At 60.3% G+C, this 15,241-nt stretch carries 13 protein-coding genes and 1 pseudogene; 8 read left to right on the top strand and 6 right to left on the bottom strand.

Annotated features, from left to right (window positions below; all coding sequences use genetic code 11):
- Both HKK54_RS19315 and HKK54_RS19310 read left to right on the top strand, forming a co-directional pair.
- Window positions 1–684 (top strand): ABC transporter ATP-binding protein, encoded by a 684-nt coding sequence (locus tag HKK54_RS19315; RefSeq protein ID WP_010176179.1) that lies wholly within the window; start codon window positions 1–3, stop codon window positions 682–684.
- Entirely contained in the window at window positions 684–3,194 is a 2,511-nt protein-coding gene (locus tag HKK54_RS19310; protein WP_169387499.1) for an ABC transporter permease, read from the top strand. The genes HKK54_RS19315 and HKK54_RS19310 overlap by 1 nt, the downstream gene beginning before the upstream one ends.
- A gap of 46 nt (window positions 3,195–3,240) precedes the next feature.
- On the opposite strand, the gene greB is transcribed toward HKK54_RS19310, so the two are convergent.
- Together greB and HKK54_RS19300 are read right to left on the bottom strand one after the other, a co-directional pair.
- Window positions 3,241–3,714 (bottom strand): transcription elongation factor GreB, encoded by a 474-nt coding sequence (gene greB, locus HKK54_RS19305; RefSeq protein WP_010176181.1) that lies wholly within the window; start codon window positions 3,712–3,714, stop codon window positions 3,241–3,243.
- A gap of 159 nt (window positions 3,715–3,873) precedes the next feature.
- Window positions 3,874–5,076, bottom strand: coding sequence for a hypothetical protein (locus HKK54_RS19300; RefSeq protein ID WP_169387498.1), 1,203 nt, complete (start codon window positions 5,074–5,076; stop codon window positions 3,874–3,876).
- A gap of 320 nt (window positions 5,077–5,396) precedes the next feature.
- Between HKK54_RS19300 and HKK54_RS19295 the strand changes: the two genes are divergently transcribed.
- The 3 genes from HKK54_RS19295 to HKK54_RS19285 are packed head-to-tail and all read left to right on the top strand — an operon-like array spanning window position 5,397 to window position 8,866.
- Window positions 5,397–6,323 (top strand): ABC transporter ATP-binding protein, encoded by a 927-nt coding sequence (locus HKK54_RS19295; protein ID WP_010176183.1) that lies wholly within the window; start codon window positions 5,397–5,399, stop codon window positions 6,321–6,323.
- Window positions 6,320–7,045 (top strand): ABC transporter permease, encoded by a 726-nt coding sequence (locus tag HKK54_RS19290; RefSeq protein ID WP_169387497.1) that lies wholly within the window; start codon window positions 6,320–6,322, stop codon window positions 7,043–7,045. Before HKK54_RS19295 ends, HKK54_RS19290 begins: the two co-directional genes overlap by 4 nt.
- Before the next feature lie 15 nt (window positions 7,046–7,060).
- Window positions 7,061–8,866 carry a Gldg family protein gene (locus HKK54_RS19285; RefSeq protein WP_169387496.1) on the top strand — a complete coding sequence of 602 codons (1,806 nt, stop codon included), beginning with the start codon at window positions 7,061–7,063 and terminating at the stop codon, window positions 8,864–8,866.
- A 4-nt stretch (window positions 8,867–8,870) separates the two neighbouring features.
- Here HKK54_RS19285 and HKK54_RS19280 read toward each other — a convergent pair whose 3' ends face one another.
- The 3 genes from HKK54_RS19280 to HKK54_RS19270 all read right to left on the bottom strand — a co-directional run bounded on the left by HKK54_RS19280 (window position 8,871) and on the right by HKK54_RS19270 (window position 11,395).
- Entirely contained in the window at window positions 8,871–9,179 is a 309-nt protein-coding gene (locus HKK54_RS19280; RefSeq protein WP_003218736.1) for a hypothetical protein, read from the bottom strand.
- Window positions 9,180–9,435: 256 nt separating this feature from the next.
- The gene (locus HKK54_RS19275) at window positions 9,436–9,870 is read right to left on the bottom strand and encodes a DoxX family protein (protein ID WP_010176187.1); all 435 of its coding nucleotides are present in this window, start codon (window positions 9,868–9,870) and stop codon (window positions 9,436–9,438) included.
- Window positions 9,871–9,973: 103 nt separating this feature from the next.
- The gene (locus HKK54_RS19270) at window positions 9,974–11,395 is read right to left on the bottom strand and encodes a transglycosylase SLT domain-containing protein (protein ID WP_169387495.1); all 1,422 of its coding nucleotides are present in this window, start codon (window positions 11,393–11,395) and stop codon (window positions 9,974–9,976) included.
- Between the two features lie 238 nt (window positions 11,396–11,633).
- Between HKK54_RS19270 and HKK54_RS19265 the strand changes: the two genes are divergently transcribed.
- The 3 genes and pseudogenes from HKK54_RS19265 to HKK54_RS19255 all read left to right on the top strand — a co-directional run.
- The gene (locus HKK54_RS19265) at window positions 11,634–12,440 is read left to right on the top strand and encodes a TatD family hydrolase (RefSeq protein ID WP_169387494.1); all 807 of its coding nucleotides are present in this window, start codon (window positions 11,634–11,636) and stop codon (window positions 12,438–12,440) included.
- A 96-nt stretch (window positions 12,441–12,536) separates the two neighbouring features.
- Complete coding sequence (locus HKK54_RS19260; protein WP_169387493.1) at window positions 12,537–14,018, top strand: methyl-accepting chemotaxis protein; 1,482 nt, start codon at window positions 12,537–12,539, stop codon at window positions 14,016–14,018.
- A gap of 108 nt (window positions 14,019–14,126) precedes the next feature.
- Window positions 14,127–14,384 (top strand): annotated as a pseudogene (locus HKK54_RS19255) (terminase); the annotation flags it as partial.
- Between the two features lie 19 nt (window positions 14,385–14,403).
- Here the strand turns inward: HKK54_RS19255 and HKK54_RS19250 are convergent.
- A complete protein-coding gene (locus HKK54_RS19250; RefSeq protein ID WP_169387492.1) occupies window positions 14,404–15,201 on the bottom strand; it encodes an acyl-CoA thioesterase in 798 nt (265 codons plus the stop codon).
- Window positions 15,202–15,241: the final 40 nt, after the last annotated feature.

Raw genomic sequence — 15,241 nt, 5'->3', positions numbered from 1 at the left:
ATGGGCGCAAGCATTCTCACCGCGCGAAACCTTAGCAAAGTGGTTCCCAGCGCGGAAGGTGAACTGACTATCCTGCACGAACTGAGCCTGGAACTGAACAAGGGCGATAGCCTGGCTATCGTCGGCGCCTCCGGCTCCGGCAAATCCACCCTCCTCGGCTTGCTGGCCGGCCTCGACCTGCCCAGCAGTGGCGAAGTCACCCTCGCCGGGCAAGCCCTGAGTACCCTCGACGAAGATCAACGCGCGCGCATCCGTGCCGAGCACGTAGGGTTTGTGTTCCAGTCCTTCCAGTTGCTCGACAGCCTCAATGCGCTGGAAAACGTGATGCTGCCGCTGGAGCTGGACGGCCGCAAGGATGCCCGCGAACGCGCCAGACACCTGCTCGAGCGCGTCGGCCTGGGCCAGCGCCTGACCCATTCGCCGCGCCAGCTCTCGGGCGGCGAGCAGCAACGGGTGGCGATTGCCCGGGCGTTTGCCGCCGAACCGGACGTGCTGTTTGCCGATGAACCCACCGGCAACCTCGACAGCCACACCGGCGAGCGCATCAGTGACCTGCTGTTCGAACTCAACAAAGAGAGCGGCACGACCCTGGTGCTGGTCACCCATGACGAGCGCCTGGCCCACCGTTGCCGCCGCCTGATCCGTCTTGAAGCCGGCCTGATGGTCGCGCCCCTGGAGCCTTGATGGCACGTTTGCCGCTGTTGCGCCTGTTCAGCCTTGCCCTTCGCCAGTTGCTGCGCGATGCCCGCGCCGGCGAACTGCGCGTGCTGTTCTTCGCCCTGCTGGTGGCTGTCGCCGCCAGCACCGCCATCGGTTACTTCGGGGCTCGCCTGAACGGCGCCATGATGTTGCGCGCCACAGAGTTCCTGGCGGCCGACCTGGTGCTGGAAGGCAGTTCACCCGCCCGCACCGAGCAAATCCAGAGCGGTACCGAACTGGGCCTGCAGCACGCCCGGGTCGTGGAGTTCTCCAGCGTGATTGCCACCGACAACGGCATCCAGCTGTCCAGCATCAAGGCGGTCAACGAGGAGTATCCTTTGCGCGGCGAGCTGAAGAGCGCCGCCGAGCCGTTCGGCGAGGAAACTCCCGGAGGTGGCCCCAAGCCCGGTGAAGCCTGGGTGGAAGCACGGCTGCTGACGGCACTGAACCTGAAAATCGGCGACAGCATCGACGTCGGCATGAAGACCCTGCGCCTGGCCCGCGTGCTGACCTACGAGCCGGACCGAGCCGGCAACTTCTATAGCCTCACGCCCAGGGTGATGATCAACCTGGCCGACCTCGATGCCACCGGCGTGGTGCAGCCCGGCAGCCGCGTCAGTTATCGCGACCTCTGGCGCGCGCCGCAGGGCGGCACTGTGCTGCAAACCTATCGCGACCTGGTCAAGCCCGGCCTGGCGGCCAACCAGCGGCTGCAGGATGCGCGCGACGGTAACCAGCAGATCGGTGGCGCCCTGGGCAAAGCCGAGCGTTACTTGAACATGGCCAGCCTGGTGGCGGTGCTGCTCTCCGGCGTGGCGGTAGCGCTCTCGGCGAACCGCTTCGCCAGCCGGCGCTTTGATGCCAGTGCCTTGCTGCGCTGCCTGGGGTTGTCGCGGCGCGAGACCATGCTGCTGTTCAGCCTGCAACTGTCCGTACTGGGGCTGCTGGCCAGCCTGACCGGCGCCCTGCTCGGCTGGCTGGCGCAGTTGGGTCTGTTTGCGCTGTTGCATGACCTGCTGCCAGCGGACGTTCCGCCCGGTGGGTTGCTGCCAGCCATCGCCGGGATCGGAACCGGGCTGGTGGCCCTCGCCGGTTTCGCCCTGCCGCCACTCGCCGCGCTGGGACGCGTGCCTCCGCTGCGGGTACTGCGACGTGACCTGCTGCCCATCCCTTCCAGCACCTGGATGGTTTACGGTGCCGCGTTGTTCGCCCTGGGCCTGATCATGTGGCGCCTGAGTCTCGACCTGGTGCTGACGTTCGCCCTGCTGGGCGGCGGAGTGATTGCCGCGCTGGTTCTCGGCGGCCTGCTCCTGCTGCTGTTGCAGAGCCTGCGACGCCTGCTGGCCCGGGCCTCCCTGCCCTGGCGCCTGGGGCTGGGCCAGTTGCTGCGTCATCCACTGGCTGCGGCGGGCCAGTCCCTGGCGTTCGGGCTGATCCTGTTGTCCATGGGCTTGATTGCATTGTTGCGTGGCGAATTGCTCGACACCTGGCAAAACCAGTTGCCCAAGGACGCGCCCAACTATTTCGCCTTGAACATCCTGCCCGCCGACAAAGACACCTTCGGCGCACGCCTGCTGGAACTGCAGGCGCAGTCTGCCCCGCTGTATCCGGTGGTGCCGGGGCGACTGATCAGCATCAATGGCGCACCGGTGCAGGAGATCGTCAGCAAGGACTCCAGCGGCGATCGTGCGGTACAGCGGGACTTGAGCCTGACCTGGGCCGCCGACCTGCCACCAGGCAACACGCTGACGGCGGGCTCCTGGTGGACAGCGCAGCCGACCGACGAAATCCCTGGCGTCTCGGTGGAGGCGAAGGTCGCTGATAGCCTGAAACTCAAGCTCAACGATCATCTGGTATTCACCGTCGGCGGGGAAAACCGTGAAGCCCGGGTCACCAGCCTGCGGGAAATCAACTGGGACAACTTCCAGCCCAACTTCTTCATGATCTTCCAGCCCGGCACCTTGAAGGACCTGCCGGCCACCTACCTCACCAGCTTCTACCTGGCGCCCGGCCACGACCAGCAGATCGTCGACCTGTCCCGGGCCTTCCCGGCGGTGACCATCCTGCAAGTGGAGGCACTGCTTGAACAATTGCGCAGCATTCTGGCCCAGGTCACCCTGGCGGTGGAGTACGTGCTGTTGTTCGTGCTGGCGGCGGGAATGGCGGTCTTGTTCTCCGGGCTCCAGGCAACCCTCGATGAGCGGATTCGCCAAGGTGCCCTGCTGCGGGCGCTGGGGGCGGAACGCAAGTTGCTGGTCAAGGCCCGGCGTATCGAGTTTGGTCTGTTGGGTGCGGTCAGCGGCCTGCTGGCGGCGCTGGGCACGGAACTGGTGACGCTGGTGCTGTATCGCTATGCGTTCGACCTGGCCTGGCACCCGCACCCCTTGCTGTTGCTGCTGCCGGTGATCGGCGCGGTGCTGATCGGCGGGGCCGGCGTATTCGGCACTCGCCGCGCGCTGAATGCCAGCCCGTTGACGGTACTGCGCGAGGGCTGAAAACGCAGATGGCCCGCGCTCTTCAAAGCGCGCGGGCCATCCGTGGTTACTTCACATATTCGATAGCGGTGATCCACCAGCACACTTCGCCGGTTGGGGTCTGCACGAGCGCCTCGTCATCCACTTCCTTGCGCAGCAGTGCGCGAGCCATGGGTGAGTCGATGGAGATGTAGTCCATACGCTCATATATCTCATCGTAACCCACGATGCGAAAACGCTTGGTCTCGCCCTGCTCGTTTTCAATCTCTACCCAGGCGCCGAAAAACACCTTGCCTTCCTGCTCGGGCATGTACTCAACCACGCGCATGTCTTCCAGGCGCTTGCGCAAATAGCGCACCCTGCGGTCAATTTCCCGCAGCAGCTTCTTGTTGTACTGGTAGTCGGCGTTTTCGCTCCGGTCCCCCAGGGAAGCGGCCCATGTCACTTTACGGGTGGTATCAGGACGCTTTTCTCGCCACAGGTAATCAAGCTCCTTTTTCAGGGCTTCATGACCTTCTTTGGTAATCAGCTTGGTGCTCAAAAGCTCTACATCCCCTGGAAGTTTCCATTTTTCTGACCCGCTGCCGCATCAGGCGCAACGCATTCAACGCCCAATGCCGACTGTGGGGGTCGATGATAAATGAACACAGGAAAGTAGCCAGACCCGCCGACGCATTCCGGTGCCGGGACCGGCACAGTGTCAGTCTGCATCCGACTGAAGCAGGCGACTTTCAGGCTGGCTGCGTCCAGTCTCATTCAGCCACGCGAGAGACTCATCCAGGGTTTGCAATGCAACCCTCAGGTTGTCCCGCAGGACAGGCAACTGAAACAGTGCGGCCGCCAGCTGCTGCTCCTTGTGACGAACGTCCAGGTCACGGTTGTGCAACTGGGTTTCCTGGCTCTCCAGATAGCGCATACGCTCGTCGATTCGACGCTGCTCCGCACGGTTTAACGCCGAGCCGTCAGCCAGTTCTTCCTCACGAGTGGCCAGCGTGCGCGCCAACAACTCCAGCGACGCTTCTTTTTCGGCAACCCTCTCGGCACTCCGCTGGCTCCCCTGCTCGATGTCTGCCTTTTCCTGACGCAGTTCCAGGCGTAACTGCTCAAGCGCTTCCTCCTGCCTGAGCACGGTGAGCTTTTGCTGAGTCAACTCCTGCGCCACTCGGGCAAGATTGGCCAGCGTATCGTCCACTTCAAACAACGAAGCCGACTCTGGCCGGGCAGGTTCAGGTTGGCGGGCTGCCGGCGCCTGCGGTGGAGCGGCGACCACAGGTGCCTCGGCAAGTGCTGGCGGTGGCAACTCAACGAGTGGCTCGGCTATCTCAAACACTTCCATGGTTGCCTGGGGCGCCGGTTCGGGCACGGGTGGCGCAGGCTCCGAGTGTTCCGCCGCCCTTGGAGGAGAAACCATCCTTGAGGAGAAACGAATCGACGGCACGATCAATGAACTGCTTTCGATGGCGGGCAAACCGGGCGCCGAAGTGCCCAGGGTAATCACCTTCATCACCAGGGATTTCTTGATCGTCAGCGAGTGATGATCTTCGGGCCTGGCGGGGGGCAGCTTGCAACCTTTCAGATCGACGAAATGATAGGGAATCGGCGTCTCGCCGGTGCTCGCGGACTTTGCCCCGGGTGCAGCGGCGAGCGTCAGGATTTGCTTGAAGACTTGGGTCGCTATTTGCAGATCTTCCCTGGAGTCTATCGCCCCCAGAAAGTACCGTTCGGACTTTTTACGTAACGCCGCAATATACACCCGTGAACTACCGGGCTCCGTCTCTTCATCCAGACTATAGGCAAGGAAGTTCGAAGCAATCTGAGCCACTGCAAAACCACACAGCAGGGCACCGTTGACCGGTGCATCATGCCCGGACTGTTCAAGAACAAGGGTACGTAGAAGCAGCATGATGATCAGGCTCCATTAAAAATTGGCGGACTTCGAATACACGCCAAATAAAAGACGACAGTAATTGAAGCATTAAAAACATAACAATTGTTTCAGCGAGCTATCGCTTGGCACGTAGGACTTATCTTATTCAGGCGTTTCAGCGTTTCCAAGACTGCCCATTGAACGTACCATTTTTTAACAGTACGACACTGGACACGCGCCAATCATAAAGATTTCAAGTTTTGACTTTTCGAACATCCACAACCTGCTGCTCAAGCAGGTTAATCGAGGCATCGAATTAATCGCGCCTTGCCATATCCATTCAGTAGAAAAGCATAATGATCGAGATAACGAGCCTGACAAAAAAGATGGGCGGAAAAAGCATCATTCATGATTTTTCGTTCAACGCCCAACCCCAGGAATGCCTGGGACTATTTGGAAATGATGGCGCGGGAAAAACAACTGTCATCAAAATGATTTCAGGCTCGATCGCACCCTCTTCAGGTCATATAAAAATATTCGGTAATGATATAGCCCACAACCCTCTCCAGGCGAAGAAGGTGACAGGCTACCAGCCAGAGTCATTACTGACCCACAACGCAATGAGCGTGAAAGGCTTTCTTGAGTTTATCGCTGGAGTACGCGGATTCCATGGCGCGCAAAAGCGCAAAATGATTGACCGGGCGGTCGCACGGCTGGAGCTTTGGCGGATACTCAAATGCCCGATCGGAACCCTCCCGCCAGGCTTGAAACGCAAAGTAGCGATCGCGCAGGCAATCTTGCATGACCCCAGCCTACTGTTGCTCGATGAGCCAACGGAAGGGCTGAGCGCCGACCAAAAACACAAAGTCAGAATGCTCATTAAGTCGTTGAACGACGAAATGACGATCATTGTTGCGTCCCGAACGCCTGAAGAGCTGACCCGCATTTGTAACAGGGCCCTGGTAATCGCCGACGGTCGCCTGGTGGCAGACACTTCCTTGCCCGAACTGCAGCGCAGCTCCCGTCATTACCAGGCGGTCACCCTTGCCGCAGACACGCCGCTGGACCTGCTCGCCCTGGCGGTGTTGCCCGGGGTCGCCGGTATCGAGCAAGACCGCGAGACCCCCGGCACAGTGACCGTGCTCGCCATACCGGGGCAAACCATTTACCCCCATATCAACGCACTGATCACTCACCGCCGCTGGAAAATCAATGCCCTGAACCTGGAGACCGGGCGTTTGGACGAAGTGGTCAACCATATGAGCCAGGAGGCATCAAATTGAAACGTCTACCGGTCATATTCAAGCGTCAACTTGCCAGTTACTTTTCAACCCCCGTCACTTATCTGAGCACGGCAGCATTCCTGACAGCAGCCACTGCATTTGGCTTCCATACAAGCCAGCTACTGGAGCAAGGCAGTGTTGACCTGCTGGGTTTTTTCCAACTGCACCCCTGGCTGTATTTACTGTTGGCGCCAGTGCTTGCCACTCAACTGTGGGCGGACGAGCACAACACCGGTGCCATGGACTTTCTAAAGACCCTGCCGGTCACTGGCTTCGAAATGGTTGCCGGTAAATTTCTGGCAGCCTGGGTCGTTTCCGGAATTGCCTTGTTGCTGACCTTCCCCTTGGTTATCACGGTTAACTACTTGGGAAATCCGGACAATACCGTTATCGCCTCCCAATACCTGGCAAGTTGGCTATTAGCCGGAAGTTATCTGTCGGTGGGCTGTTTTATCTGCACACTGACCCATCACCGGGTGGTGATATTTACAGTAACCCTGTGCTTGCTGCTGGCCGCCAGTGGGTTGTCATCGATTCTTGATGCCATTGAACACCAAGCCCCCCTCTGGCTTATTGACCGGATTATTTCCCTGAGCCCATCGACGCGTTTCGATGCCATTGACCAGGGTGTTCTGGCTCTTCAGGACAGTTTGTACTTTATCAGCCTGATCGTAACCTTTCTCGCTGCAACGATCATCGCCCTGAATGTCAGAAACGGTTGAGAAGGACACATGACGATGAGAACGCCACTAAGCGCCAGCCTCACAATTCTCACCCTATTGCTGCTCTTTCTTGCATTTAACCTAGTATGGGCACTTAAGCTTCCGAATATACGGCTGGATTTTTCAGAACAAAAAATTCATACACTCTCCGCGCCTGTAGAGACACTACTCACCTCACTGGAACAGCCAGTCGACCTGTACTTTTTCAACTCCAGCAAACATCCGCAAAGAACCAACTCGCTGGAAAGTTACAGTAAACGTGTGGAGTTACTGCTCAGGGAGTATGAAAAATTCGCAAAGGGCAAAATCAACCTGCACCTTATCGACCCCACCCCTTTTTCAGAGGATGAGTACAAGGCCAGGCTACTGGGACTTGACGACCAACAAGGGTTCTTCGGCCTCGTCGCAAGCAGCGCCGATCATGGGCCACACAGCATCGAGTCATTCAGCCCGGACCGGGAATCACTGCTGGAATATGAAATCAGCCATCTGATTCATAAGGCGACTCACCCCGAGCAACCCGTCATAGGCCTGATATCCCGGCTGCCAATGGAGGGTGAGCGGGACGAGCGCAACGGCGTGAATACGCCTGCCTGGCAGCTGCTTCAAGAGATGCGCCGCCAATTCAGGCTCGTCACGCTGGAGCCAGGTATCGAGAAGATTCCCGAACACGTCAAAACCTTGATGGTGGTTCACCCCGGCAAACTGCCTGATCAAACCTTGTACGCAATCGATCAGTTTGTGCTGGGCGCAGGCAAATTGATGATGTTTATCGACCCGCTAACCGGCCTGGACGCCAGCCTCACAAGCCCGGAAAACCCCAGGCTGGAAGCATTGCTGAGCGCTTGGGGCATCCAGATGTCGACGAACAAGGTACTCGCCGATCGCAACTATGCCACCTCAGTGATCATGACCACCGGCCAGCCAGCGGTGCGCCACCCCGCTGCGCTGACCCTGCCCCGCCAGGCGATGGCACAGGATGACATCAGCACCTGGAAACTGCGCAGCGTGAATGTCTTGAGCAGTGGCGCGCTGGCTCCCGCCAAAAAAAGCCGTATGACCTTCACTCCCCTGCTCCAAAGCTCCGGGCAAGCGGCACTGTTTGATGCCGAGCGCTTCGCCCTGCCAGCACCGTTTGATTCACTGAACAACGAGGCAACCGCGCGCGGCCAGCAACAGGTGATTGCCGCCCGCGTCGAGGGGCCTGCCTATTCCGCTTTCCCTGAGGGGATCAACGGGCGTGATGCCAGCGTGCAAAAGTCTGCGAACATCCATGTCGTGGTGGTCGCCGACACCGACCTGCTCAGCGACCGAGTGGCAGGAATGGGCCCAGGCAACCGCACGATGAGCGGAGCGTCGTCCGATAACGCGATGTTTGTCTTGAACACCCTGGATAACCTGGCGGCGCCCGATGCCCTGATGAACGTTCGCCCCCGCGCAGGCGGCGGTCGATCACTGCAGGTGCTGCAGGCAATGCGCGAAGACGCTGCACAGGCCTACCGGGAAAAATCCGCCGAACTGGCGCAACGCCTGGAGCAAACGGAAAAGGAGTGGCAATTACTGAACCCCCGCACCCTTTCGCCAGGAGTCCAGGCGGTCACCTCCAACGTACTGCTGCAGGCACTCAACAAGGAACGCTTGCGAGTGCCCATGGAAATTCACGCGCTGAAGGTTCAGGCATACGCACAGGTTCATGCCCTGGAGCGCAAGATTAAGCTGCTCAATATCCTGCCGATACCGCTGATACTGTGCCTGATTGCGTGGGGTATGTTCCTGGTTCGTCGCCGTCGCCAGCACTTGCCTTCAGCGGCGTTTTACTGAGGGTTCAACGCCGGGCGATCAGCCCTTGCCGGGCAATACGGGTCAACTGGCGTATCACTTCGCCCGCATCACTCGCACTCGGCGCTTGAATCACGGCCAGGTCAAAGCTGTTGGATGCAAAGCGCGCGAGGGAGTCGCCGTCTTCGACAAACTGGATCAGAAACGCCGAAGGCCGCCCCGTACGGCGCGGCCAGCCATCCAGATAGCGCAACAGCGTCGGCTGGTGCTTGCCGCCCAGAAGGATTTTCGGATTGCGTTGGGTAAGGTCCGCGGTGATCGGGGCCAGGCGTATGAGGGGGCGTAGTGCATTCATCGTGTCGTGTCTCTGCCTCGAAAGTCTGCGGGCAGGTGAGAGGCAACACCGAACCAGCGCTTTAGCGGAATTTCGAAACCGGCCCATGGGCTCTGGCTTCTGTCGGGACTGTGATCAGTCACCGGTGGCGCCCCGCAATTAGCTGTTTAAATCGGCGCATGGGCAACATCCTAGAGAAGCCGCTAGGGCGGTGTCAAGAATCCCTGGCAACGAAAAGGCCCGCACGGGGCGGGCCTTTAAAGGGAATTTCGCGGGATCAGTGAGTGATGGCGCGGTCGGCAGACAGTTTGCCTGCACCTTCCAGCAACACCGCCAGCGTACCGCCCAGCAGCGCCAGGGCGAACTCATAACCGTTGTTGGCCATGAACAAACCGTTATGGATATGCACCGAGAAAATCGCCACCAGGGAAATGATCGTCAGGCCCAGCGCCGCAGGCCTTGCCAGCAAACCGATGATCAGCGCCAGCCCGGCGAAGAACTCGGTACCGCCGGACAACACGGCCATCAAGGTACCCGGCGCCAGGCCGATACTTTCCATCCATTGGGCCGTGCCCGCCAGGCCGCCACCGCCAAACCAGCCAAAGAGTTTCTGCGAACCGTGAGCGGCGAAGATAATTCCGACAAAAATTCGCAGAACGGTCAGGCCGTAGCCGGCGCGGGTGGAGAGGATTCGGGTGATCAATGGGCTCATGCTGATAATCCTTTTCAAGGTAGGGGTTGGTTGGCCGCTATATTAATCAGTTTAAACAATGATAAAAGCCGATAAATTGCCTAATTAACATCGAAAAAATAGATTACTTGCGCGAGGCAATTTTCGCTGCCGGTGGCTCAAGGGACTCCCGCTCCCGATCAAACGCCAAGTAATACTTGTTCACGCTATTAACATAGCTGACGCCGCCCATTCCCACTTGCTCCATGGCAATGCGCTCGACCTGGAAAAACCATTGATTCGGGTTGAGCCCCCGGCGCCGGGCTTCGGCGCGCATTCCCTGAACCCGCTCGGGGCCCATGTTGTAGGCCGCCAGGACGAAGGCCATGCGTTCGCGCTCATTGAGTTTGGGGCTTGAGAAAAACTTGCGCCGGATCATCGCCAGGTACCGCGCGCCCGCTTGCACGTTGCTGTCCAGGTTCTCGATGTTATTGACCCCGACCCGTTGCGCCGCCGACGGGGTGATCTGCATCAGGCCGGTGGGGCCGCCACTGCTGCGAGCGCCGGGGTCGAGGGCCGACTCCTTGAAGGCCAACGCGGCCAGGTTCAGCCAGTCCATGCCTTGCTCCCGGGCATGCTTTTGCAGCACCGGGCGCAGCTTTTCCAGGCGCTGGCGGTCGGCCCGGGCCAGTGGATAACGTACTTGATAGAGACGGCGGTAGATGCGCTGGAAGGCCACATCCTGGTCGGACGGGGTGCGGTAGGTCTTGAGGAAACGGTCGATACTGGCCCGCAGCATCGAGGCATCCTGGCGTACGAACCAATACTCTTGGCCCGGTTCGCTGATGGTTACTTGCCGGTCAAAACGCAGCTTGGGCAGGATCTTCGCCCAGCGCTCGGCAATCGGTCGCTCGACGATGGTCAGGTGGAAAATCCCGGCCTGGACCATCTCCAGCACGTCCTCCACCGCCAGGCTGGGGTCTACCCACTCCACCTTCACCGGTGGCAACTTGTGCAGCGCCAGTTTCTGGTTGACCTGATTGATCGCATCCGACGCGGCGCTGCCGGTGGTCAGCGCCAGCGTGCGCCCGGACAGTTGCTCCAGTTTGGTAAACCGTCGCTCGCCCTTGAGCCCCACCAGCCACAACGGCACGTCGCTCGCAATCGGGTCGCTGGTGGCAATCTTGTGCGCCGCCTTCACATCGAGCAATTCGCCGGGCGCCACCAGGTCGCCCTCGCCGCGGGCCAACGCGCCGATCAACTGATCCTTGGCCTTGGGAATAATCTTGAGGTTGATTTCCTCTCCGTCACGGGCGTGACCGTTGAGGTACTGCTCGAAAGCGCGCAGGCGATGGTATTCAACACCGATGGCCTGGCCCTGGACTTCGCCGGAACTGTTGCGACTCTGGTTGACCAACACCCGCAGGGTGCGGCTGCTGCGGATTTCCGCGAGGTCGCGGACCTTGCCGGGTTTGGTCACTTCCAGCGGCCCGTCCAGACGCGCAACCGCCGCCATGGGCAGCAGTAACGTCAGGCACAACACAAGCAACGCCGAGGGTCGGATCATCCGCTCTCCGGAAGAAAGAATACTGCCCATTGCTTCGCGAAAAACGAGGCGTTGGGGGACAGAAACAGAGCGCCATGAGCGCAGGCTTTGGGCACAAGGGTTGCACGGCAGATGGCGACAAACCAAACACGGTGTTACTTGCGACTTTCAAAGACAGCTTTAACTCGTTGTAGTTCTTGGCTTTTCTTATAAATCTACAGCTCTGATATGCTTTCCGACCGCAGGCGGAGGTAGCACCATGCAACTCATTGATATCGGCGTCAACCTGACCAACCCAAGTTTCGACGAAAAGCACCAGGCCGTTCTCGACCGTGCCTACGCCGCCGGGGTGAGCCAATTGGTGCTCACCGGTACCAGTGTCGACGGCAGCGAACAGGCCCTGGAGCTGTGCCAGCAGTTGGACGAAAGCGGGCAACGCCTGTTCGCCACTGCCGGTATCCACCCCCACTCCGCCAGTGACTGGAATGCCGAAAGCGCCAGGCGCCTGCGCGGTTTGCTCAAGGAAAGCCGTGTACGTGCGGTGGGTGAATGCGGGCTGGACTTCAACCGGGACTTCTCGCCGCGCCCCCAGCAGGAAAAAGTCCTCGAAGAGCATCTGGCCCTGGCCGTGGAGCTGAAACTCCCGGTATTCCTCCACGAACGCGACGCCAACCAGCGCCTGCTGGAAATCCTGCGGGACTATCGCGATCACCTGTCCGCCGCTGTGGTGCACTGCTTCACCGGCGAGCAGCGCGCATTGTTCAGCTACCTCGACCTGGACCTGCATATCGGCATCACCGGCTGGATCTGCGACGAGCGTCGCGGGACGCACCTGCATCCGCTGGTCAGGGAAATTCCCCGGGGCCGTCTGATGCTCGAAAGCGACGCGCCCTACCTGCTGCCACGAACCCTGCGGCCCAAGCCGAAAAACGGTCGCAACGAGCCGGCCTATTTGCCGGAGATCCTGCGGGAAGTGGCCTTGCACCGCGAAGAGACCGTGGAAGACCTCGCGCAACACACTACCGCCTGCGCCCGCGCGTTTTTTGGATTGCCTGTGCCGGATTGACGCGGCGCATTGACCCATATCAAAACCTGTCGACTCGATAGCGGCACAATAATGGCACCTTGCCAATGCTGTTTCCGCTATCAGAGAAAACCTTCCATGGGTGCCTGGCTTAGCAACATCTCACTGAAGTACAAATTCTGGGCCGTCAACGCGGTCGCGTTCATCACCACCCTGTTGCTGGTGTTGTACGCCGTGCAGCTCGAACAGCAGGCCCGCAGCCACGCCTCCCAGGCGTCGGCGCAAGCCCAGGCGCACTTGCTCGGTGCTTGGCCCGCCGGCCAGCCACTGCCCAAGGGCGAGCACTGGCTGACATTTGCCAAGGGCAAACTCCCACAGCTGGGCGACCAGGATCTGTCAGCCCTCGACTCGGCCAACGGCTGGGTGGATATCAACCCCATGCCACTGTTCGGCGAAAACCCGCTGATGGGCGCCGAGGTGATCACCCGCGCCGACGGCCAACACGTCGCCGTGCTGGCCTACGCCCCCAGCCTGAGCCAAGTGTTCGAAGAACGTTTCGCCAACTACGCGGTGGCGGTCATGATTCTGATGCTGGCGATGCTTGGCGCCTCACAGTTGCTGATCCGTTTTCTGCTGAGCCAGCTCAACACCTTGAAAGACGTGATGCTGCACGTCGAAAAAACCGGCGACCTCGCGGCCCGCGTGCCCTTGGCCTGCGAGGACGAGGTCGGGCAGATGGCCAGTGCCTTTAACGCGATGCAGGCGGGTTATCAACGGGTGGTCAACACCGTCGCGCGCACCGCCAAGCAACTGGACGACGGCGCCGCACGCCTGGCCAGCAGCATGAACGAAGTGCAGCACGGCATGCTCGGCCAGCAAAGCGAAACCGACCAGGCCGCCACCGCAATCAACGAGATGACCGCCACCGTCTACCATATCGCCCAGCACGCCGGCGCTACCCGCGACCTGTCCCAGACGGCCGACACCCTCGCCGGCAGCGGCCAGGAAGTGGTCAGCCGGGTACAGCGCTCGATTGCCGGGCTGTCCACCGGCGTGCAGCAGACCGCCGAAATGATCCAGAAACTGGCCGAGGACAGCCAGAAAATCAACGGGGTGGTCGGGGTGATTCACAGCATCGCCGAGCAGACCAACCTGCTGGCCCTGAACGCCGCCATCGAAGCCGCCCGCGCCGGCGAAATGGGCCGGGGCTTTGCCGTGGTCGCCGATGAGGTGCGCAACCTGGCCAAGCGCGTGCAAAGCTCCACCGATGAAATCACGCGCATGGTTTCAGCCCTGCAAGCCGGCACCCGGGACGCGGTGGACTTCATGCAGGAAAGCTCGTTCAAGGCCGACGACTGTGTGCAACAGGCTCAGGAAGCCGGGATTGCCCTCGCCGAAATCACCGGCGCCGTGGCGCAAATGCGCGAGAGCAACACGCAGATTGCCGTCGCCGCCGAACAACAAAGCCATGTGGCCGAGGAAATGAATCGGGCAGTGGTGAGCATTCGAGACGTCACCGAGAACACCGTGCAACAGACTGTGGACTCGGCGACCACCAGCAATGAGCTGGCAACCCTGGCCGGGGAACTGAACAAGGCCATCGGCCAGTTGAAGCTGTAAACCTTAAAGGGATGGCTATGGCCCCCATAGCCATCCTTGATTCGCCGCCCCACCCTGCCCGGCCTACACTCTGTTCAAGATGTTTCAACGGACAGAGGAATCACGATCATGGGCAAACGTCATCCAAATCTCCCCGCCTGGCAATGGCGCACCCACCCGCAAAATCATCAGCATGGGACCAATCAAGTGTTGCAACTGCTGGCGCTGCCCCTGCTGGTGATCGGCTTCCTGTTGATGGTGTCCGGGGTGTTCAGCGAGAACCCGGCAAGTGTGGCTATTGGCGTTGTCGGCATTGTGGCGGCACTGGCATTGCAGCACCACGGTCGTCGCCTGGAGGCCCGCGCCAGCGACGCCTCCCATGATCAACACCTGCTGGTCTGAAGCCTCAGGCGAACACCACCACCGACTGACGGCTGATAGCGATCAACTGGCCGTCGGGGCTCCACAGCTGCGCAGCGGCATGGCCGTAGCCGTCGCGGGCATACTCGATATGGACCAAGTACTGGCACCAGTCCAGGGTGCTGAGGGTCTGCAGCGGCTGCACGAATTCGATGGTCCAGGTCAGGGTGCTGCCCGCGGCTGGTTGGGTCAGGTGCGGTAACACCGACGGGGGCCACGCATCCACCAGCGCCAGGATATGCGCTTCGGTCAGCGGCTCTTCCTTCACATCGCCACGCAAGCGCACCCAGCCGCCCATCTCACGGGATTTATTGCCGGTGAATGGCAGGCCACCCACACTCCAGCGCATCGCCAGGTGCCGCATGAACTCCGGTGTCACCCCTTTGATGTAAGGCAACTCCTGGCACTCATCCCAGTGTTTGAAGGTGGGCGCCGGTTCGGCTTCAACATCGATCTGCGATGGCCGCGAGGCGCCAAAACTGGCCTGCACCAGGGTCATCACTTCACCGTTCTGCACCACACGACCCAGCAGTTGGCTGACAGCCTTGCCTTCGCGCAGCACTTCGACTTCGTAGCTTGCCGAAACATCCGGCGCCACCGGGCCGACAAAGGTAACCGCCAGCGAACGCAGCGGGCGATCTGCCGGAACCTGTGCACGCAGGGCTTCGTATTGCAACGCCACCACCAGGCCGCCAAAAGTGGCACGGCCCTGGGCCCATTCGGCAGGGATCGAAACATCCAGGGGATGGTTGCGGGCAGCGTCGAGCAAATCACTAAAGCGCATGGCGATCTCAACTTGAAAAAAGGATTGAGGGATCTTAACC

This window comes from Pseudomonas sp. ADAK13 (genome assembly GCF_012935715.1).
Classification (GTDB): domain Bacteria; phylum Pseudomonadota; class Gammaproteobacteria; order Pseudomonadales; family Pseudomonadaceae; genus Aquipseudomonas.
This window is presented reverse-complemented; position numbering and strand designations above follow the sequence as displayed.